Here is a 24,122-nt window from a genome sequence, read left to right on the forward strand (position 1 = left end):
TAAGGTTATTGAAGCAAATATGGGGTTAAGCAATGCAACACATTACACGTCATGATCTGGATAAACTTCCGTCCAGGTACCGGGCTCATATGATTAACAGCCTGTCTGGTTTTAAAAGCGCTAACCTGCTGGCCACCGCTGATGAACAAGGTAACACCAACCTGGCGATGATAAGTTCAGTTGTGCATCTGGGCGCAGAGCCTCCGCTAATTGGCTTTATTATGCGGCCGAACACGGTACCCAGGCACAGTCTCGATAATATTCGACAGACGGGTGTGTTCACCCTTAATCACGTGCATCCGGGCATGTTGCAACCGGCTCATCAAAGCGCCGCCAAGTACGAACGAGAAATCAGTGAATTTGATGCCACGGGGCTCACTCCCATGTATCACGAAAGCTTCCATGCACCGGCAGTTACCGAATCCCGGGTGCGTATCGGCCTGCAATTACTTGAAATTGTGCCCATAAAACATAATGGTACTGAGATGGTTATTGCCGAGATTTGCTGGTTGAACATTCCGGCCAATATTCAGCAGGAAGATGGGTACCTGGATATCGAGGAAGCCGGCAGTGTGTCAGTTTCTGGCCTGGACAGTTACCACACCACCGTACGTATTAACCGGCTAGCCTACCCTAAACCTTGATGCCAGCCTTTAAAGACTGCTAGTTTAAGCAGCTCTGTCAATTATTTATGAGCACTTCTATGGCACAGCAACAAACACGCGTTTTCATCACAGGCGGCGCCAGCGGTCTGGGGCTTGCTATCGCGCAGGTCTGTCTTCAGCAAGGCTGGAAAGTCTGTGTCGGTGACCTTGCGGCAACCCCAACGCAGGAGCTTAAAACGGCGCCACCCGAGCAATTTATCTATCAACGTTGCGACGTTACGCAGGAAGCCGACTTACAAGCCGCTGCCGATCATTTACAGCAACAATGGGGCGGCATAGATGTCCTGATCAATAATGCAGGGGTAGCTCAGGTGGGTGCCATTGATGATGTCAGTATGCAGGACTGGCGCTGGATTATGGATATCAACCTGCTTGGTGTCGTAGCTGGCTGTAAGGCCTTTACCCCGCTGCTGAAAGCTCAGGGCCAGGGGCATATTGTTAATATTGCCTCCATGGCGGGCTTACTGGATGTGGCGAATATGAGCAGTTACAACGTATCCAAAGCCGCCGTGGTGTCCTTGTCAGAAACACTACAGAACGAGCTGCTGCCTTTTGGTATTCATACCACGGTCGTCTGCCCATCATTTTTCCGCACCAACCTGGGCGACTCTATGCGCAGCACCGTACCCGGCATGGATAAGACCCTCGACAAACTAATGAACAAAAGTGAGCTCAGCGCCGACGATATCGCGCAGCGGATTATTCTGGCCATAGAACGTCAGACTTTTTATCTGCTCCCCCACAAACAAGGCCGCCGTTTATGGCTACTGAAACGCTTTTTGCCCCGCAACTGGTATTTGCGCCTGATGCAGCGCGGTGGCAAACCTGGTGGTAAAAAACGTTAGTTACAATTTCGGCGAGTGAAAGAGAATAGTCAGCAAACAAAAAACCCGCGTACTGGAATACAGTGCACGGGTCTTATTTTTCCACTAAAGGAATACTTCAGTTATTAACAGCCTTCAGTAAACGCCTCAATCACTGGCCGGGTATCGGCATTAGCAGCCACGGTGTATTCAACCTGACATCTATCTTCTCCAGTAGCAGTGCCCGGCGTGCGACCCACCGGAGTAATAATCAAAGGGTCATCGCCTGTGAAGTCCCAATCGCCACCTGTATCAGCTCCATCGACAAAATTTCCATCTCCATCAACTTCACCAAAGTTAGCGTTCAACGCTGCAATAATCCCAGTAGCACTAGCCGCTGGGTAACCATAAGCTACCGCAATGCTTTCAGCCTCAGTGGTTGCATCTTCTTCACGCTCAATGCCTTCAATAGCAGAACGGGCATACACCAGATCGGCAGCGGCTTTCACGGAGCCTTCCATGCCACGTACTGTGGATGCACGGGCGTCTGAGCCGAAGTTAAAGAACTGGGGGGCGGCAGTGACTGCTAAAATCCCCAGAATTACGATCACAATGATCAATTCGATAAGTGTAAAACCTGACTGTCTTCTCATGGAAATTCCCCCAACTACATTTGTAGTCTTAAATTGTAAAACGAAATTAATTATTGCGGTTATTATAAACTGTTACATTACCAGTGCGCGGATTATATACAAAATTATTGCCTACGCTACTGTAATCAGCCCCGCCCGGGGCGCTGGCTAAATTTTTCAGTGTTGTCGCCTGATAATACACACACAGGCTTATTGTATCACCATTGGTGGCGGTGGTGGAGCTGGTTGCGACGTAAAAACGATCCCGATCAATACGGCTGAAATCAGTCGTACTGGTGGGCGCACCCTGCAAAATAGCGTCAAATAGCGAACGGCAGTCTTCCGGAGTTACATCACCGTCATGGGCCTGGTCGCGCATAGCGCTGACCGGATAACCGCGGTCACCGTCGACATAAACGGGAATATCATCAATATTAACGGTAGCACCTGCGCCAGAGCTGTCATTACCGCGAGGACGACCGTCCAGCTCCCATTGGCCTCGAACTATGCCCACAGCGCTGGTAAAACCACCCGCAACGCCTTCCAGCGAGGCATCTTCTGCATCCGCAGCAATATTGGTAAAACGCGGAAGCGCGGCGGCGGCCAGTAGCCCTAAAATCACCACCACGATGATCAGTTCTATCAGGGTAAAACCTCTCTGCTTCGCAATTCCTGTTTTCACGTTTACTCTCCTGAGAAGGCCTAACAGCCTACACATTATTATGTTTAGAAAATTTAGCATTTAGTGCGCCCCAGGGCTACTGTCACCTTTGCCTTAATACTTTCAGCCTAGTTTTGTATATTCACGTGCAACAGCTGCCCATTATGCAAACTATAAATAAACTTCAGTTGCCGGTTGTTATAAAAGTTACAGTCGCCCCGCCAGTGCTTTGCGCCAGTACTCTGCCAATCTGCTGTCAATTTCAGCTGTAAACGAAGATCAGCCAGTAACTCCTGCCACAACGCCAGGCACTGCTGGTCATTCATAGCCTCTGCCCCTGTCGGCAAAGGCCACCCGTATTCTGACATTCTGAGCACTATAGGTTTTTGATCCGGGCCTTCTCCGACTTCCAGTTCAATATTTGCGGCCCGCCCCTGACGTATCCACTCAGCATGGGCAAGAGCCACTGTATTATTAAAACGGCTGATGGCCGTATTCAGTTCAGTTTCTTTCCAGTACTGACCGCCATCGCCCAGAATATTCAATGCCTGGCGCATCAATAACAGAATAATTAATAACGCGGCTATCGCCCCAACCCAGAAAAGCGCAGCCTTTCTGTGCGTAAACAAAGGCTGTTTTGAGGGCCGCCGTTTTGCCTTCATATCAGGCACTGCCCTGATATGCCGACATCATATTCCACATTGGCTGGAAAATCCCCATCGCCAGCAACAAGACTATGCCCGCCACGCAGGCAATCAGAATAGGCTCCAGTTTAGAGGTCAGGTTTTTCAGATCGTAATCCACTTCCCGCTCATAATGTTCAGCGGCATCAAGCAAAGACTCCTCCAGGCTACCAGTATCTTCACCTACTGCCACCATTTGCAATACTAATGGCGTGAACAGTTCTGACCCTTTACTGACTCTCAGTAACGTTTCACCGCCTTCAATGCCTTTACGCATGGTTCTGATTCGACTCTTCATATAAGCATTGTCGACCGCATCAGAAACCAGCGTTAATGCCTGGGTCAGCGGTACCCCCGCCCTCAACATCACCGCAAAACTACGGCAAAAACGTGCCAGCATGGAACGCTCCAGAATACTGCCGATCGCAGGAACCTTTAACTTCCAACGGTCCCAGCGCTGCCTGGCCGCATCGCCTTTCAACCAATAACGCACCAGCCACACACCAGCGCCAATAGCCAGCAGTAACGCCCACCAGAAGTTGACAAAAAAAGCAGAACTGGCAATCAGCACCCTTGTGCTTAACGGCAAGTCGACGGCGAAATTGCGAAACATTTCGGCAAAAGTCGGAATAACAAAAATATTCAGCACGACCACAGCGATAGCCAGAGTAATAATCACAAACAATGGATAGCGAGTTGCCGACTTAATGCGCTTACGGGTTTCCTGCTCGCCTTCCAGATATTCAATTAACTGGCCAAAACTCTCTTCGAGCTGACCGGTATTTTCGCCCACGTGCACCACGGCAATAACCAGGCGCGGAAAAACCCGTTTATGATCATCCATTGCAGCCGCCATACTGCGGCCGCGTTCGAGCTGCTCCGTGATGTCCTGCAACGCCTTGCGCAGGGTTTTATTACTGGTGTGTTCTGCCAATCCTTCCATCGCCCGCAACATAGGAATGCCGGCTTTAGTTAGAGAATACATCTGGCGTACAAAAATAATCAGTTCGGTCAGACTGACTTTCGGCTGTAAGAGCTGTTGCCAGTCAAATTGAAAACTCGCTTTATGAGGGACAATATCCAGCGGAGTCACGCCACGACGTAACAATTGCTCAGCCGCAGCATTCTCGTCGGCAGCCTGCAGCGCCCCTTTTATCAGAGCTCCTTTGGTATCACGTCCCCGATACGCGAACTCAGCCATCAGCTACCTCAGGTTCCACGTCATCAGGCAATGCCTCCAACCCTTCAGCCAGGGTCAGCACCTCTTCCACCGATGTCACCCCCTGCAATGCGTACTTCAGCGCCGCTTCCGCCAGGGGTACAAAATCTGGATTATTTTTCGCCGCCGTGGCAAAAGCGTGGGTATCGTTGGCGCGCAAGGCGTCTATCATGTCAGCATCCAGCTCGAGCAATTCAAACACGCCGATACGTCCCCGGTAACCGGTATAGTTGCAACGCTGACAACCTTTACCCTGCTGAAACTTCACCTCTGTAAAGTCGATCGGGCTGATAGTCTTAAGCAGCGCGAGCTCAGAGGCGTCCGGCTGCTTGCTGGTATTGCAATTATCGCAGTTACGCCGGATTAGACGCTGCGCTACTATGGCCCGCAAGGCACTTGCCACCAGGTACGAAGGCGCCCCCATATCAATTAAGCGCATAGCGCTGGTAATCGCATCATTGGTATGTAGTGTGGACAACACTAAATGGCCGGTAATGGAGCCTCGCAGGCCTATTTCGACAGTTTCTTTATCGCGCATTTCACCGATCATAATAATATCCGGATCCTGACGCAATGTGGTGCGCAGCACATTGGCAAAGTTAAGCCCTATTTTGCTGTTAACCTGCACCTGTGAAATACGCGGTAAACGATACTCCACCGGATCTTCTACCGTAATTATTTTCTTCTCTGGCTGATTCAACTCATTCAAAATACCGTACAGGGTCGTGGTTTTACCCGACCCGGTTGGCCCCGTGATGAGCAACATGCCATGAGGCCGCCTGATCTGTCGTCGGATGCGCCGCATGATTGTCGCTGGCATACCTGTTTTTTCCAGGGTTAGTAAACCAGAAGACTGATCCAGTAAACGCATAACACAGGCTTCGCCATGCTGCACTGGCATGGTGGAGACCCGTACATCTATTTTGTGTTTACGCACTTCCATCTGAAAGCGGCCATCCTGAGGCAACCGTTTTTCCGAAATATCCAGTCCTGCCATCAGTTTCAATCGCAGCACCAGCGCCGCCGCAATACCCCGCTCTTCAAGCAGATTTTCCTGCAGCAGACCATCTATGCGTTGCCGGATACGCAGGCCTTTTTCGTCCGGTTCAATATGAATATCTGAAGCTCGAATCTGCACCGCATCCGCAAAAATTGACTGCAGTAAACGGGCCACGGTAACGTCGCTGCCTTCTTCATCCAGGGTTAACGCCCCTAAATCAAACTCTTCGCCCTGTTGGTGCTCTTCCTGCAACTGACTGGCAAACTGCTCAATTTCCTGAGTGCGTCGATACAGGTTATCAAAGGCTTCGAATAACTGACTTTCAGGCACCACCGCTATGTCGACTTCGCGAGGGGATAATAACCCCGTGATTGCATCAATAGCCGCCAGATCAGCCGGGTCGCTCATGCCCACCAGGGCTCTTGATTCAGAGGCTTCCAATATGAGCGCACGATGCCGCCGCGCCTGAACTTCAGGTAGAAGGCGAGCTATATTGGCGTCGAGGCGACGTTCACCCAGATCAATTAAGTCAAGGTTGAGCTGATGCGCCAGAAACTCCAGCAGTCGCTGCTCTTTCAAATAACCAAGATCAACAAAAACATCACCGAGTTTACGACCACTACGTTTTTGTTCCTGTAGCGCGTGCTCAACCTGGTTTTCAGTTAAAATGCCTTCATGCACCAAAAGGTCACCCAGGCGCATCCGTAAACGTGGACGTTGACTCATATTATTGCAGTACCCCCAGACGTTGTCGTGCAAACTGACGACTGTCACCAGTCAGGTTCGGATCTTGTAGTGCTTGTTGATAAGCGTTCACTGCAGCCTCATTTTGGTCCAGATAGTCTTTCGCTAAGGCCAGACCCAGCCACCAACTGCCTTGCTGAGGACGCCATTCTAATAGCTGCCCGTAACTATCGGCGGCAGTCTCATAGTCTCCGGCATCATTTGCTAACGCCGCCCGTAACACTAATAAATCAGCATCTTCGGGCAATGCAAAAGTGCGATTGCGCATCATGCGCAGGGCATCGTCCGGGCGCTCCGACGCTTCGTAAATACGAGCTTTAAGCAGCAATAACCGACTATTACCAGGACTAAGCACCAGTCCTTCACGGAGCAGGCTGATTGCCTGGGAATTAAAACCCCGCCCATAATAATAAGCAGCTAACTGCTGTCGTGCAGTTACATTTCCTGGCTGCAGAGTCAGCGCTTCCTGCAATAACTGTTCGGCTCGACGACCCTGCCCTTGCTCAAGATACTCCAGTGCCTGCATGAGTTTTCGTTCTGCCAGTTCCGGCGCGTCCCTTTCTACCCGTTGAATGGACATTTTACCCTGTGCGGAGCTCTCATCCGGCGACTCTGCAGCTGCCACACTCTCAGTTTTACTATTCGATTCTGTTGCTACCGGTTCAACCACAGCCACCGGTACACTCTCTGCGGCTTTGGGTGCAGACTCCTGAGGTGTTTCTTCCTGTTCAATCTCGCTTACAACAGGAATCACCGGCACCGGCGAGACACTTAATTCAGGTTCTGCAGTTGAGTTCACAGCGTCAGCACCCACTCCCTGCTGTACCCAGTACATAACTCCACCGCCGAGCAACATTGCGAGCAGCACAATCAGAATACGTAGCGACCAGTTGGCAGCCGGTGCTCTATATAACTCCGGCCGCACATTTTGCGAACCTGACTGCTGTCGCTTATCCAGTTCTTTTAAGGTCTGGTTAATAATACTCAAGAGCCGCTCCATCCTAAAGCCCAGGCTGCACTCGCCAGGCCCCCCGCAAAGACCACACCAGCGGCCAACCACCACTGATGGCTCAGCCCCGTCGGCGAAGCGTCTTCGGTGTCACGGACGGCCGCGCGGACCATTTTATGATCGATAGAATGCTTACCCATGCCATACCCCAGCATTAACGACTTATGGCACAACACATTAACCAGCCGGGGCACACCACGGCTGGCCTTATGTAGCAATTTCAGTCCACGCCGGCTAAACAGCGCCGGACCTTTGTAACCCGCCACATGCAATCGGTGACTCACGTAATGAGCTACCTGATCTTCCGTCAACGCTTGCAGCTTGTAGGAGAAACCGATGCGCTGCCGTAACTGGCGCAGATCTTTTCCCGCCAGGCGCTCGTCCAGTTCAGGTTGGCCGAATAACACCAGATGCACCAGCTTACGCGACTCGGTTTCCAGATTGGACAACAAACGCAGCGCTTCCAGACTTTCCTGAGGCAGCGCCTGTGCTTCATCCAGAATTAATACTACGGTACGGCCGCGACGGTTTATTTCCAGTAACTGCTGTTCCAGTTGGTGCGTTAGTTGTTGCTGGTCAGCCAGACTGGCGCGACCTACACCTAACTCCATAGCAACGGCCTGACGCAACTCGCCAGGGGTCAAGTAAGGGTTGGGTACATAAGCAGTCACAAAGTGATCTGGCAGTTCGTTCAGTAGTTTACGGCATAACAGGGTTTTGCCAGTTCCTACCTCACCCGTGACCTTTATAAAACCTTCGCCAGTCTTAAGTGCGGTTAACAGCACCTCCAGCGCTTCATCATGGCCATGTAAACCACAATAGAACGACGTATTCGGCGTTAGCGTAAATGGCAGCTCATGCATACCATAGTGATACAGGTACATATCAGTTAACGCCGTACCAGTCTTGTAGCAAGTGATTTGAGCGCTCTAATTCTTCCCGCCAGGTATCGGCCCCGACAACGATAGGACGCAACATAATCACCAGCTCTTTTTTCTGCTCACGCTGAGTACGCTGAGAAAACAGGGCACCCAGAATCGGTATGTCGCCCAGAATCGGAACTTTGCTTTCGACATCCGTATAAGAAGTCTGCATCAGCCCCCCGATGACCACCACCTCGCCGTTGCGGGCACGAATAATAGTATCGGTTTCACGGATATTGCTTTGCGCCAAAGGCAGCACCAGGCGCTCCTCATTCAGGGTAATGGTTTTCATTTGTTCCGTGGTTTCAGTGACCGACGGATGCACATGCAAAATCACATCGCCGTCTTCACCGATTTGCGGGGTGACATCCAGTGCAATACCGGAAAAAAACGGTGTTAACTGCACGTTAGGCGTTGAGGTGGTTGCGGTCCCCGTGATGGTTGTTGTCGACACATCAGTGACAAAATACTCATCCTCGCCAATTTTAATCACTGCTTTCTGGTTGTTAGTCGCAGTAACCCGAGGACTGGAAAGTACCTGCACATTACCCTGCGTGGACAACATCTGCAACATGCCGTCAAAAGTCTGATTATTAAAAGAAGCGCTAAATGCGCCACCGATGTTACCGCCACCACCGAAGCTTACTTCAGTCAGGCCATCGCCAAGACGACTGGTAATACGTGACCAGTCAACGCCCTGCTCATATTGATCGTTTAAGGAGACTTCAACTATACGGGCTTCCAGAATCACCTGGCGCTGCAAGTTCTGTTGTGCAGAATCTAAAAAGTCACGGGCTGCGCGTATTTCACCGGGGAAAGCCCGAACGGTAACCAGTCCCGCCTGCGGTGACACTGAAATGCGACGTCCTTCACCTTCGCCAACAACACCGGCCAGAGCACCTTTTAACTCTTCCCAAAAATCCGTTTCCGAACTGGTACTGATCTCAGTACCACTTTGTCCGGCACGGTTCATCTGACCGCCACCAATAGCACCGGCCTGGCCCATTGGCATGCCTGGCATACCGCCCTGCATACCCGCTCCTAATTGCTGGCCACCGCGTTGTCCCTGCTGCCCCATTTGGGCAACACCACCAGAACTGATACTGGTTTGAGAGGTGCCGTAGCGCTTCAACGCGAGGTAGTTGACCTGCATGGTTTCTGTGCGCATATCCGCCGGATAAACGCGGTAAATACGGCCCTGGCGCCGAATATCATAACCATAGATATCCTCAGCGACCTGTAAGGCGTCGGCCAGTGTGACATCGTTCAGACTCATACTGATAGTGCCACTAACCTCAGGGTGCAAAACCATGCTGTATGGCGTTTGTTCCGTCAATTGGGCAAAAAAGTCGCGGGCATCGATGTCCCGTGCCTGTACTGAAAAACGTGGTTCAGCCAGTAATGCTCTGGCTTCATCAGATAAACCGCCAGCACCGGCTCGTAACTGCTGACGTACCCCGTCAGGGACTTGCATCTGCGCTTGCTCTTCTGCATCTGACGCGGACTGTGCCTGACCTGGGGTCAACATGCGTCCGGCATCACGCGCCAGTTCGTCATCCGGTTTAGTAATACAACCACTTAAACCAGTCACAAGCGAAACGCTAAACAGCAGGCTAACGACTGTTTTGTTCATGGATTCTGCTCCCCGTTAACTATGCGTTGCGATCCAAACACCGACAAAAACAACTGCCTGCCATCTCGTTCCAGATGGACCCGGTTAGCTTCGATATCTGTGATTCTGTATCCTTCCACTGTATCACCTATCCGGTAGCTTTCTTCATTAATACGCGCCCTGCTATTACCTTGCTGGTACCAGATACTTGCTAACGTCAGCTCAGGCGCCTGAGCTGTTTCAGCTCGCTGCTTCGTTGTAGCCACTGGTGGGCGCGTCGGATCAGCGTCCTGTGCCGTTGCAGGCAGACCGCAAAACAATAATCCCAAAAGTAATACGCTATATTTATACACCGATAAACTCCTTACTAGTGCTCAGAGCATACAAAGTGATGGTGATCTGAGCCCGGGGATAATCCGCGACCTCGTACTTAAGAGTTTTCCAGTAGTAGTTATAAGGCAGGCCCTGTATGCGTTCCACGTAATCACGGATTGCATGGTATTCACCAACCAGGGTCAATTCAACGTGGTGTTGATACAGGTTCATGGAGCCCGCCTCACTTTCCAGTCCTTCACGCTCGGAGACACCCAGCACTGGCTCAGCCTGCAGAGTATCGAAATGAGTAATCTGGATGTTTTCGTTTTCTTCCAGTAACGCCTGCAGCCAGCCTACGCTGGCTCCTGAAGTCATAATTCGTGCTGAACGACTCATGCGCTCTTCCAGACGTACCTGACGTGCTTCCAGTTCAGCTTCCCGCTGATAAAGTTCAGCATTGGGATCCCGTTGCAACAGGGTTTCTAATTGGTTTATTTCCTCACTGAGCATGCTTAGTTCGCCGCTACTGCGCTGTACCTGTTGTTGCTTTTGTTCCACCCGCAGCTGCGCAGGTGAAATTGAAAAATGTAAAACGGATAACCAGATAACAAGTAGCACTGCTAAACCAAGCAGGATTTTTTCACGACGTTCGCGTGCACTAAACCAGTTATTTGCCTGTTCCCATATCTTCATGGACGTTCTCCTGGCAGACGAACAGACGACGTTTGTCGTTGACTACGCAGCTCAAACTGAATGACATCACTATCATCTCGCTCCAGCGCCACCACTGCAAACTGATGGCCTCGTAAACTTTCTACCTGATCAAAGCGACTCATCCAGCGCGGTAAATTGGCTGAACTAAGGGTTTGCCCACGCAAAACCAGCCGCCCCTGATCTTTTTCAATATGGGTCAGCCACAAATCCGGTTGATGGATAGCACTAAGGTCACGCAATATACGAGCGTAATTTGCCTGGCTGAATCCCCCCCGTGACTCCAGCTCACGAGCCAGCGCCTGCTGCAAATCAAGTTGCTGCTGCAAATTATCAACACGTTGCTGCAGCTCAGGTTGCACCCTTTGTGCACTTTGCTGCCGCGCCAACTGAGTCAGCTCCACGCGCTGCTCCGTCAGCTGTGCTTCCAATTGACGTTGCTCCGAACTCAGCCGCTGCTCCTGCCAGGCATAACTGCCACGTAGTATCAACATTATCAACAGCAACAAAGCCACCAGAGCAGCAACCCTCGCCAGAGTCACCAATTCTCTGACAGGGCGCAGGGCATCGGTATAGAGGTTAATACTATGTTTCATGAGCTAACCTCGTCATGCCGTCCAAACAACTCATTATTGAGCCACATGACACCCGCCATGGCAGCCAGATCGCTGAAATCACCAGCGGCGAGTTCACTTGCCCAGCCAGGATAAGTAAAAATATCAACCTTCAGAGAAAGACTTTCAGTCAGCACTTTTGCGACATCCGACTGATGGGAACCAGGCATCGCCAGTTGCACATGCTGTAACGCGGGCTGACGTAGCTGGCCACTGTAATAATCCAATGAACGCTGTAATTCCAGCGCCAGCATGTCGGTTTCATAAGTATCTATAGCGACATCAGCTGGTTGTTTAAGGCTAATCAAGGGTTTTAACTGCCGACTAACAATAAGTTTTTGTCTGGCAATCAACAGCAGTTGAGCCTGCTCCTGTCCATATTGAGATAATAAAACCAACGGAGCCTGCTGCTCGGGAAACAATTGGGTCAGGGCTAAATCTTCATTGATGATTCCCTGGATATCCAGCTTTGCCTCATTAACGGGCAACAAAACTTTCTGTAACCAGCTTTTTTGTACCGCTACTACATGAATTTTATCGCGGCCTGATACCTGAATAGCGGGATCATAATAATCTGCCACAACATCGTTCGCTGGAATATCCACCAACTCTTTCAGTGACCAGTGCAGGGACGCCGCAATTTCATTATCTTCGAGCTGTGGCCGTTCCATACTAACCTGGTGCACTAACTTGGGACCTAAAACAATCTGCACTGGTGCTTTACGCAAATTCAGCTTCTCGTAACGCGCCAGTAAAATTCGTATAGCCGCCGCGTAATCTCCAGCTTCAACTTTCTGTTCGTCATTTACGACCAGATGATCCTCATCAATGTCTGCAGCAGCACTGGTCCGGCGCGTTATCAATAAGTTAACGCGACCATGGCGCAAGGCGATAGCAAGCAGATGTTTAGACTGTCGGCGTTTAAAAAAGCGCTGAAAGGCGTCAAGCATGATTTTTTCGTTCCCTGATACAGCGAGTTTATTATTTATTTTGTTTGTAATTGTAACGAATTGCGCGCTAAATTACTTCATTTTACTACTCTAGCAGGTGTCATAGCCCATGCTAGCTATTTAAACAATTATTCAATGAGCCACAACATATATTTTTAAACACGCATAAAAAAGCCAGCGCAAAGGCTGGCTTTTAACAATAGGTTTGCTCGCTTACAGGCGGAAACGCTTCACTGCTGCGTCCAGTTGCTGTGACAGCGCCTGAAGTTGATGTGCGGTAGAGCTTGTATGCTCAGTAGCCTCTTTGTTCTGCTGAGCACCATCGGCAAACCGCTCCACATGGCGAGATACTTCATTGCTCGCTTCATTCTGTTCATGCAGCGCACCTGAAATATCCTGTACTACAGCGACTACTTTATTGAAGTTATCGCGAATAGTAGATATGGCCGCGCTTGTCTGCTCACCCAGCTGACGCCCTTTATCTACCTCTGAAACGCCATTTTCCATTTCTTCGACGGCGTCCTGAGTACCCTTCTGAATTTTGGCAACCATGCCTGAGATTTCATCTGTGGATTCGCTGGTGCGTTTCGCTAAAGAGCGAACTTCGTCGGCTACCACTGAGAAGCCTCGTCCCTGTTCACCGGCACGAGCCGCTTCAATGGCTGCGTTCAGGGCCAGTAAGTTGGTCTGATCCGCAATGCCTTTAATGGTATTAACTATGGATGAGATCTGCTCCGACTGTACACCCAGCTCAATAACCTCATCAGAAGCCCGGCGCACAACTCGCGCAATACGCTCCATGCTTTGTACCGTCTGCTCAACCACCTCGGCGCTGTTGCGCGTTTCTTCACCAGAAGAAGTTGCTATACGACCGGCTTCTTCCGCATTATCAGCAACGTGCTGAATACTGGCACTGAGCTCCTGCACTGAGGCCGCAATAGAACCTGACGAACTGGACTGCTCATTTGAGGTCGTCGATAACTGCTCAGCAGTGCTGGAAACGGACTGGCTAGCCGTATTAAGCTCGCCTGCCGCCTGGCTGATTTCGGTCATCATCTGACGTAGCTGAGTCTGCATATTGCTCATCGCCGATAACAACACAGCGACTTCATCCTTGCCGTCTTCATCAATATGCATTGCCAGGTTACCGTCAGCAATGCCTGAAGCCACACCCACCGCTTCGTCAAGGCGCTGCTCCAACTGACGTTTAATCAGCCCGGCGGCAGCTACCGCCACGCCAGCAACCAGTAATCCACCTAAGAGCATAAGATTACGGGTGAAGGAAGACTGTGCTGAGGCAGTCTGCTGACGCTCAGCAACCAAGGTTACTTCGCGCGTTTCAAAACGCTCGAACAGATTGCGGATATCATTCATCAACGCCATACCACGCTGTTCGGAAATAAATGCATTCGCAGCCTCTTCTCCCTGTTGCCGGCGGATCTGAATAGCGGGAGTGACGGCTGTATCTAACCATTCTTGATAAGCAGTGTTTATTTGCCCCAACAGCCGCTGCTGCACCTCCGAATCGGACGTCAGATTACGCAGCTCGCGATAGGCTTCATCGAACTCCCGCTGACCACTGTTATACGGCCCTAAAAATTCGTCATTACCAGCAATCACATAACCACGTTGTCCAGTTTCAATATTAACCAGCTGACGCAGAGCATTATTGCTCTGAATTAGAATTCTGTAGGTCCTATCCACTTCGGAGATTGCCCTTTGTCCTTCCCCCAAACTGGTAAATACAGAAGCAATAAGTACCACCATAATCGCAATTACTGCCGCAAACGCGATCATCATCTTATGCACTAACTTCATTGGTTTTTCCTTTAAAAAGCACCCTGATAGTGCATGTTATCAATCTGATAAGGTATTATCGGCTGCAAATCGCCAGGCTAAAGTCTCGCCCGCCCAATAAGGTACAAAATCCTGCTTCGCGATACTTACTTTTTCTGGTACCTGCCAGCTCTCACGACGCAACGTAACTTTTTCAGTAGCGCGGGGATAACCATAAAAGTCAGCCCCAAAATGGCTGGCAAAATCTTCCAGCTTATCCAGCGCACCCAGTTCATTGAATATTTGAGCATAGAGTTCAAGAGCAGCCGGGGCCGAATAGCAGCCGGCACAACCACAGGCATTTTCTTTTTTATCCTGTGAGTGCGGCGCCGAATCTGTGCCCAGGAAAAATTTCGGATTGCCACTAATAGCCGCTTGCTGCAATGCTAACTGATGCTGGCGTCTCTTTAATATAGGCAGGCAGTAATTATGGGGCCGGATACCACCTACTAATATGTCATTGCGGTTCATCAGCAGATGTTGGGGTGTGATAGTAGCGGCCACGTTTTCATTGCAACCCATGACAAAATCAACCGCGTTTTTAGTGGTGATATGTTCCAGAATCAGCTTGAGCCGAGGATGTTGAGCATGAATATCAACCAGGTAACGGTCAATAAATACCTGCTCACGGTCAAAGATATCAATATCCGGCTCGGTAACTTCGCCATGCACTAGCAAAGGCACACCCAAATCCGCCATGGCACTCAGCACTTCAGTCAACTGACTGACATCGGTTACCCCAGAGGCGGAGTTCGTAGTAGCCCCTGCCGGATAAAGCTTAAAACCAATAACCGCCTCTTCAGCGGCGGCCGCTCTGATATCGGCGACTGTCGTTTGTTGAGTGAGGTAAAGCGCCATCAAAGGTTGAAAAGCGTATTCTTCCGGGACCGCAGCCATAATACGCTGACGATAAGCCAACGCGAGCTCAACTGAAGTTACTGGCGGTACCAGATTGGGCATCACAACAGCCCGTCCAAACTGACGCGAGCTGGCAGCGACGGTGCCTGCAAGCAAAGGGCCATCGCGCAGATGCAAGTGCCAGTCATCCGGGCGGGTTATACTTAGCGTATCCATAACACTCTCCTGTTGTAGAGCAAGTCGACTTTAAAATCGCCGCTCATTGTACAGCAAAGTGCAGCCAACTGCGCTCATTACTCGCGTAATAGTGCCAGCACGGGGTTCCGCTTAAAACTCAAGAGTCACGGTAATAACATCGTTGTAAAAAGCCGGTGTTGCATTCTGCCGCGCAGGAATGCGCCCGAACACATCATGGACCTCAGTTCCTGCCGTATTGCCACTAACAATTACAGAGACATCACTGCCATCACCCCATATCTGGCTATAAGCCACATCTGTATACAGATTATAAATGAGATTCTCGCCGTTGGCCTGCATGGTCCGTGCCGAATAACTGCCACTGCCAGCACTCAGCAGCAACGAATATTCTGTGCTGCTCGTGCAGGTTACCGTAATCTGACCGGTGCTCTCTGTCGCAGCGGTATCGAATACATCATAACTACCAAAATTAATACTCTGGGCGCTCAGGTTACATTCAGCCTGCACGCTCATGGATGTCAACAACGCGGTCAATAGAACCGTGGACGAAGCAATCTTAATTTGCATTTCCCGAGCCTCCTTTGACCAGGCATTTACTCAAGACGAGGTTCACAAATGACTGTGCCCAAATCGAGAATAGGTTCATCACTTTGCGGTACCTGTATTTTGAATTCACAGTGCTGCTGCTGCCAGTAAACCCTGACTTCATTTTCTTCCCCAAGATCAGTCATAAATACCTCACCCCGGTGGCCAATCGTAAAGCGTTTATTATTAACGGAAGCAATAGCCACTGCACCTATAGGAGCCGGTTGCCCATCCGGCAATATGACGCGGAAAAAAGCATCGCGTGACAGACTTACCGGAAAATCAATAGTTATACCGCTACGATAATAAGGTGCAACTTCGCGTGTCAGGCTTTCAATATTGGCATTCAATGGCAAATCAGCCTGTTCAATACTGATACGATTACGCTGATAAGCGCGCAACCGGGGTATCATCGCATTGCCTTTGCTGTTCGTGCGAGCCACTTGCTGATTATCAGCGTATATCCTTACATCAGGAAAGTCCGGCAATTGCACCAGTGCAAAGCTGCCAGTCACCGGTCTGCTTGCTGACAAATGCCCTTCGATTAAAGTAAAGGCTCCGCGTAATCCAGCCCGGGTCGAAGTGTTATCACCCCGCTGATCGACATCCAGGCGGTACTGCCCATAGTCATTCTGATACTGCAGATTTGCCTGACTTGAGTCGTTATCGCCAAGTCCGCTGCGTAAGCGATAACCGAAGCCAGTTCCGCGCGGCAAGTTACGCTGCAACTGAGCTGAACCTCTCGTATAATTTTCGCTCTGTTGCATGGCTACACTAGCACTGGTGCGCTGCCAGCCCAGCGGCACATTAAGTGAAAGAGTAAAGCGTGTATCATCGGTATCCAGATAGTGCAAGGCAGCCAATCGCAGGTTTAGAAAGCGATACATACGAACGCTGTAGCTTGCATTCACAAATTCAATGTCGTTGCGATCACGAAACTGTTGTTGGGTTAAAGAAAGCTGCAGCGAACCAGCGCGGCCAACAGTAACACTGCTAAAAGCGCGCAGTTGTCTTGCAGGAACCGACCGCAAAGCCAGGTTACCCAGCCGCTGAAAGTCCTCACTGGCAAACTCAACGTCAACGCCCAGATTAAAGCGCCTGCGCTGATGCTGGATTCCGGCACTGTATAACTGCCCGGCATTACCCTCTGAGTAACTAGTAGCTACGGCTGCGTGCAACAAACTGTTCCAGGGGGCGACTAAAGTTCCTCCCGCCCCTGCCAACTGGAGATCCTCAGTCAGCTGAGTGTGCATTTCTGAGGTGAAGTAATTACTCACACCATAGCGATGCAGGCCGCTAAACAGCGGCTGGCCGTAATCGTTGCTGCTCAGGCCATAGTCGCGGCGGATAAAACCCAGTTCTGCTGAATAATCCTGTAACCCAGCTCTTAACAAGCGACGATTAGCAAAGTAATTCTGTTGAACAACCTGCTCACGCCCCAGAATATCCCTGACGACCATACGTGCTTCGCCGTAACCTGTCATAGCAGGTAAGTCGTCTATAGTGAATGGTCCCGCGGGCACCTGCCTGCGAAAACGCAGTGCATCGTTAATGAAGAGATCTACAGTTGAAGGCTCCACCGCTTCCCCAACAAAGCTCAGGCTTGGCATGGTCAGTAATTGTGGCTGGGTGTTAAAATTAGTGCCCCACTGGACACCTGCAAATCGTGCAGAACGGCTCCAGCCGGCCGATCGACTGACACTGTCGCCAAGCACCAGCGTAGTCATATGGTCAGGGTTATCTTTACGCCACTGTGTATCCAGACGAATAACCTCTTGCTCATGAAAGTCTGACTGGTTACGCGCCAACATCCGGTTAGAACCACTGCCCCAACCATTAAATACGCCCAGCTCAAACAGGCCCGATGCACTAACATCATCTTCGCGCTCTACAGCATTGAGATCATAGTTCAGAAAGACGCCAGGACTGGCCTGACTCAGCTGCGGCCTTTCCCGTTCATGCCCGCGCATCTGCAGGCGCTCAAAATGAGAAGGAGAGACCTGAATATTCAGTCGCAGCTGGCGAGGGTTAATGCGGTAGCTAAGATCCAGTCCGCGTAACGAATAAAAATCCTGCCCATACTGCTGAATATAGTAATTATCCGGCAAAGATATTCTCCAGCGCTGCAGATCATTACCCGCCACCAGCACATCGTGCTCAAGCGTAGTTAAAGCTAATACAGTGCCAAAACCTCCCCGATCGTTAATGAATACGTCCAGCCACTGCTCATTGGTGACAACCGCCAGCTCATAAAAATCAAGCACCAGGCGAAAGTCAAAACCCTCCATAGGGCGTAAATCAAAAATATTAAGGGAGACCGCTGTATGAAAAGTGAAGCGAACGTGTGCACTCTCATTGTCAAGGCTGGTGATCTGAACATCTTGAATAGCCGGATGCCCATCGGGAATGACGTCATCCAGCCAGTCAGGAAAATTGTGTTGTTGCGGAAAACGAAACACCAATGAGAGATCGGTTGCAGAGCCCCCATGTTGAATTTCCGCACTCATTCCTGGGGTGCCTTCTATCACCAGACGGGTTCTGTCCTGCCACTCACCTAGGCGCATACCGCTGATTGAATCTTCAGCAGTTTGGGCAACGGCCTGGCTCGGGCTAAACAGCATAAGAAGCGCTGCCAGACAACAGCTTAATATAGCTCGCACTGTCTGGTAATGGTTAGTCGAGCGAAATGAGGCTTGACTGGTCTTTCCCATTTACTCTCGCTTTCAGCTCCAGTCCGCTGGCACTGGTATCCATAAAGTCAGGCGGTAATGCCCACTGCCGGGTGGCACCCGGCAATACATAAGTATTCATAGTGCGGGTAAATTCCTGTTCACCAGACATCATGTTTAAAGCGGTCACCTGTGCATGACCGCTGCCATTGTTGGTAGCGTTAATAACAGGTTCGCCCGCTGAATTTTCGCCAGCAGCCCATTGCAAAGCGTGCTTAGCAGGACTATCCAGGGGCCGGATAAATACCGGCACACCAATATTTAACGCCATTTTTATACCCGCGCTCCTATCCTCAGCCGGTAATTCGCGCAAATATAGACGGTAACTCAATTCAGTATTTTGGTCCGGTGTTCGACGCATGCCTACCCGCACAGTTTGTGTCTCGCCACCATTTATGGTGAAAATCGGCGGTACCGCCAGAATCTCGGTGGTTTCACTATAGATGTCTTCATTATCCTGCTGGGTCCACTTTCTGGCATCCAGCTGAATAGAAACCGGCTGACTACTGCTATTGGTCACCTGCAATGCGAATACCGGACGGTCGGCAGATAATTGCACCCGTATCGGTTTCACGGAAAAACTGCTGGCCTGCGCAGGCAGCATAAAAAGGAAGAGGGCTATAACACCCAAACAACTACAAAAAAGCAGGCGGATACTATCCACCTGCTGTGCTTCGTATGCAGTTTTCATTAGAATACAACAGTAACTGCTACAGTACCCTGATAAGTACCAACCAGTATCTCAGGGTCAGCATCTACACCAGCAAAGACATCAAAAGTCTGCTCCAGACCGTCTCCGGTACCTGCCTCGACTTCCGTTTCGTTCCAGACTTCCGCAAGTGCCTGGTCGCTATATAAATTATAGGCAAGCGTAGCAGTGCCATCTGTGTCGTGAGTCAGTTCACCGTATGCAAGCTCGATCGTATAGTCAGTACCATTGGTACAGGTAACAGTAAGAGTGCCGTTACCGTCATCGCCAGTTACACCTTCGTTTGGATTGACATCCTCAAAGAGCATGGGAATCGCAGAGACTTCACAGCTTTCTGCAATTTCCACAGTGATATCAAAATCAGCGGTGTTTTCAGCCTGAACTGCCAGACTTAAGGTACTTGCTGCCGCCATGGCGGTTATGAGTGCTATTTTTTTCATGGTTGCTTCTCCTTGTGAGAATCCTGTTCCCACATATTACTTATAAGTTAAGAACAGCATTGAAAGCTTGCAGCATGGCTGTTTATAAAGAGGAGGTAACCGAACAAAGGGAAAAGCCAGGTCGACGACTAGGTAATTCGAAGTGTGGCGTCCCCTCGATCATAGAATGGTAACCATTCCTTAGACAGGTAGCTTTGCGTCCCCACCTTTCGATGGGTTTGCCCTTTCAATAATGCGTAACGCCCAGTACAGATTGACGTTACCAGCAATTCTTATCTATTTTTTAACATTGCTGTCAGATTCGACTATAAAGCAACCAGTTACTTTACGCAAAGTATATTTTCCGCCCTCGCCACCTCGCTTTAGATCACTCGCTGGACAGAGCCTGCACCGGGTCCAGACGCGATGCTTTGCGCGCTGGCAGATAACCGAAAATCAGCCCGGTAAGGAAAGCACAGGAGAAAGCCAGTACAACAGGCAATAATGCATAATGCACACTGGTGCCCAGGCTGGCGATAATAGCCGTGGCCCCCACCCCTATGATCACGCCCAGTAAACCGCCCAGCAGTGAAACCGTCAGTGCTTCAATCAGAAACTGCTGCATAATGTGCAGGCGTCGGGCACCTGTTGCCATACGTACACCAATTTCGCGGGTGCGTTCAGTCACACTAACCAGCATGATATTCATCACACCTATGCCGCCGACCACAAGGGAGATAACCGCAATGACACCCAATAGCAACGTCATCGTATTTTCGGTTTCTGTCTGCGCTTCAATAATGGAAGCCATGTTACGTATGGTGAAATCTTCCACACCATGGCGCTCCAGCAGCAATTGGTGCACCTGCTGATGGGTTTCGTGCATAAAGTCAGTGTTGTCTATTGCCACAGTGACATTGCGCACAAAACGTTGACCGAAGAGTCGCAGTGAACCTGTACTGAAAGGCACAAAAACCACGTCGTCCTGGTCCTGCCCCCAGGGCGAGGCACCCCGTTCTTCCATCACGCCAATAACCCTGAACAAGACATTATTGATCAGCAAAAACTCACCTAAAGGGTCAGTTTGCGGGAACATCTGCTGAGCCACAGTTTTTCCAATTACCGCAACTGTGGTGAATAAAGCTTCGTCTTCCTCGGTAAAGAAGCTGCCTTCACTCACCTGCCACTGACGGGCTAAGGGAAAGCTGGAGTAGGTGGCATTGATCTGAGCTTCCTGATCAAAACCCGCCCGGCGCAAGGTTTGGTTACCCGTCAGTTCAGGTACTGCTGTGAGCACATTGGGAATCTCCTGAATAGCATCCACATCTTCCGGCACCAAAGTAGCTACGTTCCAGCGGCCGCGTTGATTGGGAGCTCCGGGAAATACGGTCAGCAAATTACTGCCCATAGCTCCAATGCGATCTACAACTTCCTGTTGCGCGCCCTGGCCTATCGCCAGCATAGAAATAACCGAAGCGACTCCGATTACAATGCCAAGCAAGGTGAGCATGGTACGAAAAATATTGGACCGTAGTGAACGCCCTGCGGTAGTAAAAGCTTCGCCAAGATCATTCAATAAGCTGGCTTTGCCCCGCGGCGGTGTTTTTTTAGGGGCAGCTTTTGAGGTCTGCACTGCTTTGCGCGTATCGCTGACTACATGGCCGTCTTTAATTTCAATCAAACGATCGGCATGCTCTGCGACTTCAGGATCATGGGTAATTAGAATCACCGTATGCCCTGCCGCAGACAACTGCGCCAGAATTTCCATAACGTCTTTGCCGCTTTGGCTGTCCAGCGCGCCGGTAGGTTCATCGGCAAGAATAATATCGCCGCCATTCATCAGCGCCCGGGCCACAGAAACCCGTTGTTGCTGACCACCGGATAACTGACCCGGCCGGTGGTCCAGTCGATCACCCAACCCCAGTTGCTGCAAAAGTTCGCAAGCACGCTGGTGCCGTTCATGCGCCGGTGTACCCGAATAAACAGCGGGTAATTCTACATTGCCCACAGCATCGGCCGCCGCCAGCAAATTATAATTCTGAAACACAAAACCAAAAGCGTCACGACGTAAGGCCGCCAGTTGGTCATGGTTAAGTTTGGCAACGGAGTGACCGCGAAACCAGTAGTCGCCAGTAGTCGGTTTATCCAGACATCCCAGGATATTCATCAGGGTCGACTTACCCGACCCCGAGCTGCCCATAATGGCGACAAACTCACCCGCTTCAATATCCAGATCAACACCATGCAAAACCTGGGTAACCAGTTCACCGGTCTGATAACTTTTAGTCAGGCCGCGCAGACTGATTAAGGGCCTCGAGTTAGTTTCTGTAGTCATCATTTAGCCCCGGGGGCCGCGGCTACCGGCAGGCGCTCCGGCACCTGCGGAACGAATCGGCAATACAACCTCATCGCCAGCTTCCAGTCCGCTTTTGATTTCCACATGCACCCTGTCTGTAAGACCCGGGTCAACACGGACTTTACCTATATTGCCAGCCTCACGACGTACCTCAACATAAGGCCCTTCTGCGTCACGCTGCACTGCAGCAGAAGGCACTGCCACCACATCATGGGCGGCATCAATGACAAAAAATACCTGGGTTGTCATTTCTTTCATCAAAACGCCGTCTGTATTCGGCACTTCAAATAACGCGTTATATAGCACCACGTTATTTTCCACTTCCGGAGTGGGTTCAATCAGTCTCAGTTTGCTTTCCCAGCGCTGTTGTCGGTTGCCCATAGTAGTAAAATATACTGGCATGCCTATTTTTAAACGGCTGATATCGGCCTCGGACACCTGGGCTTCCACGGTCATTTCAGTCAGGTCGGCGATGGTCAGGATCGTTGGTGTAGTTTGCGTGGCATTGAGAGTTTGCCCCCGACGCGCCGGGATGCTGACAATAGTGCCGTCCATAGGCGCAAAAATACGGGTATAATTCAGATTCGCCTCATCGGCTCGCAGACCCGATTGAGTTTGCTCGATTTGTGCTTCAATAGACTCAACCTGAGCTTCCGCCTTTTGCACTTCAGCGTGAGCGGTTTGCACCAACTCTTCTGCGGTAGCCCGGTCAACCTGGAGTCGCTGTTGCCGTTCATAATTAAAACGTGCCAGCTCCAGTGACGCTTCCCTTTCTTTACGTATAGCCAACTGGTTACGCAGCTGGGCACGGCTGGAATCTAACTGAGCTTCCAATAAAGTCGCGTCTATTTCGGCCAGTAAATCACCACGCTGCACTTTGTCTCCGACCTCTACATGTAAGCTTTCCAGCTGGCCTGATACCTGCGCCCCAACATCCACATAATCGCGGGGCTGCAAGCGCCCAGTTGCCGTTACCAGTAACTGAATATCGCGAATCTCAGCATGCGCATAATTAAGGTGTCCACTACCATCGTCACGGTTGGTCCACCAATAGATAGTAGCGACTAATACAATAATCAGGACCAGGATGGTCAGGATCCACAATAAACCAGCACCCCGTTGATGCACTAAGGGTTTTATATTGCCTTTCATTCTTTAGTTACCGCCTGCTCAAGTAAGGAAGGTTGTACACCGGCTTCCTGTAAAGCCTGAAACCAGTGTTTACGACAGCAGGAAACATATTTTTCGTTACCGCCAATCGCAATTTGTTCGCCAGAGCCTACTGCATTGCCCTGTTCATCAACACGCAGTGACATGGTGGCTTTGCGTCCACAATGACATATCGTTTTCATTTCAATTAATTTATCGGCGATAGCCAGCAACACTGCGCTGCCGGCAAAAGCCTGACCAAAAGCATCGGTTCGGATGCCGTAACACATCACCGGAATGCGCAGGTAATCACAGACCCGGGCGAGAGCCCAGGCCTGCTGTTCACTTAGAAACTGAGCTTCATCCAGCAGCACGCAATCTAAGCGCTGCTCCTTATGCTCGGTTTCAATAAGCCGATAGAGATCAGAGTTAACGCTAAAGGTCGCCGCATCGCGGTAAAGTCCGAGGCGAGAATGAATGCGACCCTGTCCGCCTCGCGTATCAGTCGCAGGCGTTAATAGCAGCACCTGCTGCCCGCGTTCTTCGTAATTATGGGCGACCTGCAGCAAAGAGGTGCTTTTGCCAGCATTCATTGCCGAATAGGTAAAGTATAAAGACGCCATCAGGTACAGCCAGAACTCAGTAAATTTCACGCAAAAAGGTAAGTTGCATAATGCGCAATCCCGGAGCTAAAAACCAGTAGCAAAAATAAATTGTTACGATTTAGTTCCAGCGCCCCAAC

The 24,122-nt window shown here is 50.5% G+C and carries 23 protein-coding genes and 1 riboswitch; of the genes, 2 read left to right on the forward strand and 21 right to left on the reverse strand.

The genetic code is table 11. The features are described 5' to 3' along the window. Positions 1 to 32: 32 nt before the first annotated feature. Positions 33 to 644, forward strand: coding sequence for a flavin reductase family protein (locus tag CWE09_RS08220; RefSeq protein ID WP_126803488.1), 612 nt, complete (start codon positions 33 to 35; stop codon positions 642 to 644). Positions 645 to 691: 47 nt separating this feature from the next. Beyond that, positions 692 to 1,510 carry an SDR family oxidoreductase gene (locus tag CWE09_RS08225; RefSeq protein WP_241974321.1) on the forward strand — a complete coding sequence of 273 codons (819 nt, stop codon included), beginning with the start codon at positions 692 to 694 and terminating at the stop codon, positions 1,508 to 1,510. A 104-nt stretch (positions 1,511 to 1,614) separates the two neighbouring features. On the opposite strand, the gene CWE09_RS14295 is transcribed toward CWE09_RS08225, so the two are convergent. The 21 genes from CWE09_RS14295 to CWE09_RS08330 form a co-directional block, all read right to left on the reverse strand. Next, entirely contained in the window at positions 1,615 to 2,121 is a 507-nt protein-coding gene (locus CWE09_RS14295) for a prepilin-type N-terminal cleavage/methylation domain-containing protein (protein WP_126803490.1), read from the reverse strand. A 46-nt stretch (positions 2,122 to 2,167) separates the two neighbouring features. Next, positions 2,168 to 2,782: a prepilin-type N-terminal cleavage/methylation domain-containing protein gene (locus CWE09_RS08235; RefSeq protein ID WP_126803491.1), complete on the reverse strand. Its 615-nt coding sequence runs from the start codon at positions 2,780 to 2,782 to the stop codon at positions 2,168 to 2,170. 107 nt (positions 2,783 to 2,889) lie between these two features. Next, complete coding sequence (locus CWE09_RS08240; RefSeq protein ID WP_126803492.1) at positions 2,890 to 3,423, reverse strand: hypothetical protein; 534 nt, start codon at positions 3,421 to 3,423, stop codon at positions 2,890 to 2,892. Position 3,424: 1 nt separating this feature from the next. Next, complete coding sequence (locus tag CWE09_RS08245; protein ID WP_126803493.1) at positions 3,425 to 4,645, reverse strand: type II secretion system F family protein; 1,221 nt, start codon at positions 4,643 to 4,645, stop codon at positions 3,425 to 3,427. Then, complete coding sequence (locus CWE09_RS08250) at positions 4,638 to 6,389, reverse strand: GspE/PulE family protein (RefSeq protein WP_126803494.1); 1,752 nt, start codon at positions 6,387 to 6,389, stop codon at positions 4,638 to 4,640. The genes CWE09_RS08245 and CWE09_RS08250 overlap by 8 nt, the downstream gene beginning before the upstream one ends. A 1-nt stretch (position 6,390) precedes the next feature. Continuing rightward, complete coding sequence (locus CWE09_RS08255) at positions 6,391 to 7,395, reverse strand: tetratricopeptide repeat protein (protein WP_198679678.1); 1,005 nt, start codon at positions 7,393 to 7,395, stop codon at positions 6,391 to 6,393. Continuing rightward, positions 7,392 to 8,300, reverse strand: a complete 909-nt coding sequence (locus CWE09_RS08260) for an ExeA family protein (RefSeq protein ID WP_126803496.1) — start codon at positions 8,298 to 8,300, stop codon at positions 7,392 to 7,394. The genes CWE09_RS08255 and CWE09_RS08260 overlap by 4 nt, the downstream gene beginning before the upstream one ends. A gap of 1 nt (position 8,301) precedes the next feature. After that, positions 8,302 to 9,972 (reverse strand): pilus (MSHA type) biogenesis protein MshL, encoded by a 1,671-nt coding sequence (gene mshL / locus CWE09_RS08265; RefSeq protein ID WP_126803497.1) that lies wholly within the window; start codon positions 9,970 to 9,972, stop codon positions 8,302 to 8,304. After that, positions 9,969 to 10,304 (reverse strand): Type II secretory pathway component, encoded by a 336-nt coding sequence (locus CWE09_RS08270; protein ID WP_126803498.1) that lies wholly within the window; start codon positions 10,302 to 10,304, stop codon positions 9,969 to 9,971. Before CWE09_RS08270 ends, mshL begins: the two co-directional genes overlap by 4 nt. Next, the gene (locus CWE09_RS08275) at positions 10,297 to 10,959 is read right to left on the reverse strand and encodes a hypothetical protein (protein ID WP_126803499.1); all 663 of its coding nucleotides are present in this window, start codon (positions 10,957 to 10,959) and stop codon (positions 10,297 to 10,299) included. The genes CWE09_RS08270 and CWE09_RS08275 overlap by 8 nt, the downstream gene beginning before the upstream one ends. Beyond that, positions 10,956 to 11,573 (reverse strand): PilN domain-containing protein, encoded by a 618-nt coding sequence (locus CWE09_RS08280; RefSeq protein WP_126803500.1) that lies wholly within the window; start codon positions 11,571 to 11,573, stop codon positions 10,956 to 10,958. Before CWE09_RS08280 ends, CWE09_RS08275 begins: the two co-directional genes overlap by 4 nt. Beyond that, positions 11,570 to 12,541, reverse strand: a complete 972-nt coding sequence (locus CWE09_RS08285; RefSeq protein WP_126803501.1) for a hypothetical protein — start codon at positions 12,539 to 12,541, stop codon at positions 11,570 to 11,572. Before CWE09_RS08285 ends, CWE09_RS08280 begins: the two co-directional genes overlap by 4 nt. A 213-nt stretch (positions 12,542 to 12,754) precedes the next feature. After that, positions 12,755 to 14,359, reverse strand: coding sequence for a methyl-accepting chemotaxis protein (locus CWE09_RS08290; RefSeq protein ID WP_126803502.1), 1,605 nt, complete (start codon positions 14,357 to 14,359; stop codon positions 12,755 to 12,757). 39 nt (positions 14,360 to 14,398) lie between these two features. Further along, positions 14,399 to 15,451 carry a dihydroorotase gene (gene pyrC, locus CWE09_RS08295; protein ID WP_126803503.1) on the reverse strand — a complete coding sequence of 351 codons (1,053 nt, stop codon included), beginning with the start codon at positions 15,449 to 15,451 and terminating at the stop codon, positions 14,399 to 14,401. A gap of 111 nt (positions 15,452 to 15,562) precedes the next feature. Beyond that, on the reverse strand, positions 15,563 to 16,000 hold the full coding sequence (locus CWE09_RS08300) for a Csu type fimbrial protein (protein ID WP_126803504.1): 438 nt from the start codon (positions 15,998 to 16,000) through the stop codon (positions 15,563 to 15,565). Positions 16,001 to 16,026: 26 nt separating this feature from the next. Then, a complete protein-coding gene (locus tag CWE09_RS08305) occupies positions 16,027 to 18,639 on the reverse strand; it encodes a fimbria/pilus outer membrane usher protein (RefSeq protein WP_198679680.1) in 2,613 nt (870 codons plus the stop codon). 52 nt (positions 18,640 to 18,691) lie between these two features. Further along, positions 18,692 to 19,438, reverse strand: coding sequence for a fimbrial biogenesis chaperone (locus tag CWE09_RS08310; protein ID WP_126803506.1), 747 nt, complete (start codon positions 19,436 to 19,438; stop codon positions 18,692 to 18,694). Then, positions 19,438 to 19,896: a Csu type fimbrial protein gene (locus CWE09_RS08315; RefSeq protein WP_126803507.1), complete on the reverse strand. Its 459-nt coding sequence runs from the start codon at positions 19,894 to 19,896 to the stop codon at positions 19,438 to 19,440. The genes CWE09_RS08310 and CWE09_RS08315 overlap by 1 nt, the downstream gene beginning before the upstream one ends. A gap of 143 nt (positions 19,897 to 20,039) precedes the next feature. Next, positions 20,040 to 20,129, reverse strand: a riboswitch (cyclic di-GMP riboswitch). Between the two features lie 134 nt (positions 20,130 to 20,263). Further along, the gene (locus CWE09_RS08320; protein WP_126803508.1) at positions 20,264 to 22,213 is read right to left on the reverse strand and encodes a MacB family efflux pump subunit; all 1,950 of its coding nucleotides are present in this window, start codon (positions 22,211 to 22,213) and stop codon (positions 20,264 to 20,266) included. After that, positions 22,214 to 23,383, reverse strand: coding sequence for an efflux RND transporter periplasmic adaptor subunit (locus CWE09_RS08325; protein WP_126803509.1), 1,170 nt, complete (start codon positions 23,381 to 23,383; stop codon positions 22,214 to 22,216). After that, positions 23,380 to 24,003 carry a thymidine kinase gene (locus CWE09_RS08330; protein ID WP_126803947.1) on the reverse strand — a complete coding sequence of 208 codons (624 nt, stop codon included), beginning with the start codon at positions 24,001 to 24,003 and terminating at the stop codon, positions 23,380 to 23,382. The genes CWE09_RS08325 and CWE09_RS08330 overlap by 4 nt, the downstream gene beginning before the upstream one ends. Positions 24,004 to 24,122: the final 119 nt, after the last annotated feature.

This window comes from Aliidiomarina minuta, assembly GCF_003987145.1.
In the GTDB taxonomy this organism is placed as follows: domain Bacteria; phylum Pseudomonadota; class Gammaproteobacteria; order Enterobacterales; family Alteromonadaceae; genus Aliidiomarina; species Aliidiomarina minuta.

Bases quoted from the DNA above. Each gene is read 5' to 3' on its own strand.
- CWE09_RS08240 (WP_126803492.1), bottom strand. From the start codon at position 3,423: ATGAAGGCAAAACGGCGGCCCTCAAAACAGCCTTTGTTTACGCACAGA.
- CWE09_RS08250 (WP_126803494.1), bottom strand. From the start codon at position 6,389: ATGAGTCAACGTCCACGTTTACGGATGCGCCTGGGTGACCTTTTGGTG.
- CWE09_RS08300 (WP_126803504.1), bottom strand. From the start codon at position 16,000: ATGCAAATTAAGATTGCTTCGTCCACGGTTCTATTGACCGCGTTGTTG.
- CWE09_RS08310 (WP_126803506.1), bottom strand. From the start codon at position 19,438: ATGAAAACTGCATACGAAGCACAGCAGGTGGATAGTATCCGCCTGCTT.
- CWE09_RS08320 (WP_126803508.1), bottom strand. From the start codon at position 22,213: ATGATGACTACAGAAACTAACTCGAGGCCCTTAATCAGTCTGCGCGGC.
- CWE09_RS08220 (WP_126803488.1), top strand. From the start codon at position 33: ATGCAACACATTACACGTCATGATCTGGATAAACTTCCGTCCAGGTAC.
- CWE09_RS08330 (WP_126803947.1), bottom strand. From the start codon at position 24,003: ATGGCGTCTTTATACTTTACCTATTCGGCAATGAATGCTGGCAAAAGC.
- CWE09_RS08285 (WP_126803501.1), bottom strand. From the start codon at position 12,541: ATGCTTGACGCCTTTCAGCGCTTTTTTAAACGCCGACAGTCTAAACAT.
- CWE09_RS08325 (WP_126803509.1), bottom strand. From the start codon at position 23,383: ATGAAAGGCAATATAAAACCCTTAGTGCATCAACGGGGTGCTGGTTTA.
- CWE09_RS14295 (WP_126803490.1), bottom strand. From the start codon at position 2,121: ATGAGAAGACAGTCAGGTTTTACACTTATCGAATTGATCATTGTGATC.
- pyrC (WP_126803503.1), bottom strand. From the start codon at position 15,451: ATGGATACGCTAAGTATAACCCGCCCGGATGACTGGCACTTGCATCTG.
- CWE09_RS08290 (WP_126803502.1), bottom strand. From the start codon at position 14,359: ATGAAGTTAGTGCATAAGATGATGATCGCGTTTGCGGCAGTAATTGCG.
- CWE09_RS08305 (WP_198679680.1), bottom strand. From the start codon at position 18,639: ATGCTGTTTAGCCCGAGCCAGGCCGTTGCCCAAACTGCTGAAGATTCA.
- mshL (WP_126803497.1), bottom strand. From the start codon at position 9,972: ATGAACAAAACAGTCGTTAGCCTGCTGTTTAGCGTTTCGCTTGTGACT.
- CWE09_RS08275 (WP_126803499.1), bottom strand. From the start codon at position 10,959: ATGAAGATATGGGAACAGGCAAATAACTGGTTTAGTGCACGCGAACGT.
- CWE09_RS08245 (WP_126803493.1), bottom strand. From the start codon at position 4,645: ATGGCTGAGTTCGCGTATCGGGGACGTGATACCAAAGGAGCTCTGATA.
- CWE09_RS08225 (WP_241974321.1), top strand. From the start codon at position 692: ATGAGCACTTCTATGGCACAGCAACAAACACGCGTTTTCATCACAGGC.
- CWE09_RS08260 (WP_126803496.1), bottom strand. From the start codon at position 8,300: ATGTACCTGTATCACTATGGTATGCATGAGCTGCCATTTACGCTAACG.
- CWE09_RS08280 (WP_126803500.1), bottom strand. From the start codon at position 11,573: ATGAAACATAGTATTAACCTCTATACCGATGCCCTGCGCCCTGTCAGA.
- CWE09_RS08315 (WP_126803507.1), bottom strand. From the start codon at position 19,896: ATGAAAAAAATAGCACTCATAACCGCCATGGCGGCAGCAAGTACCTTA.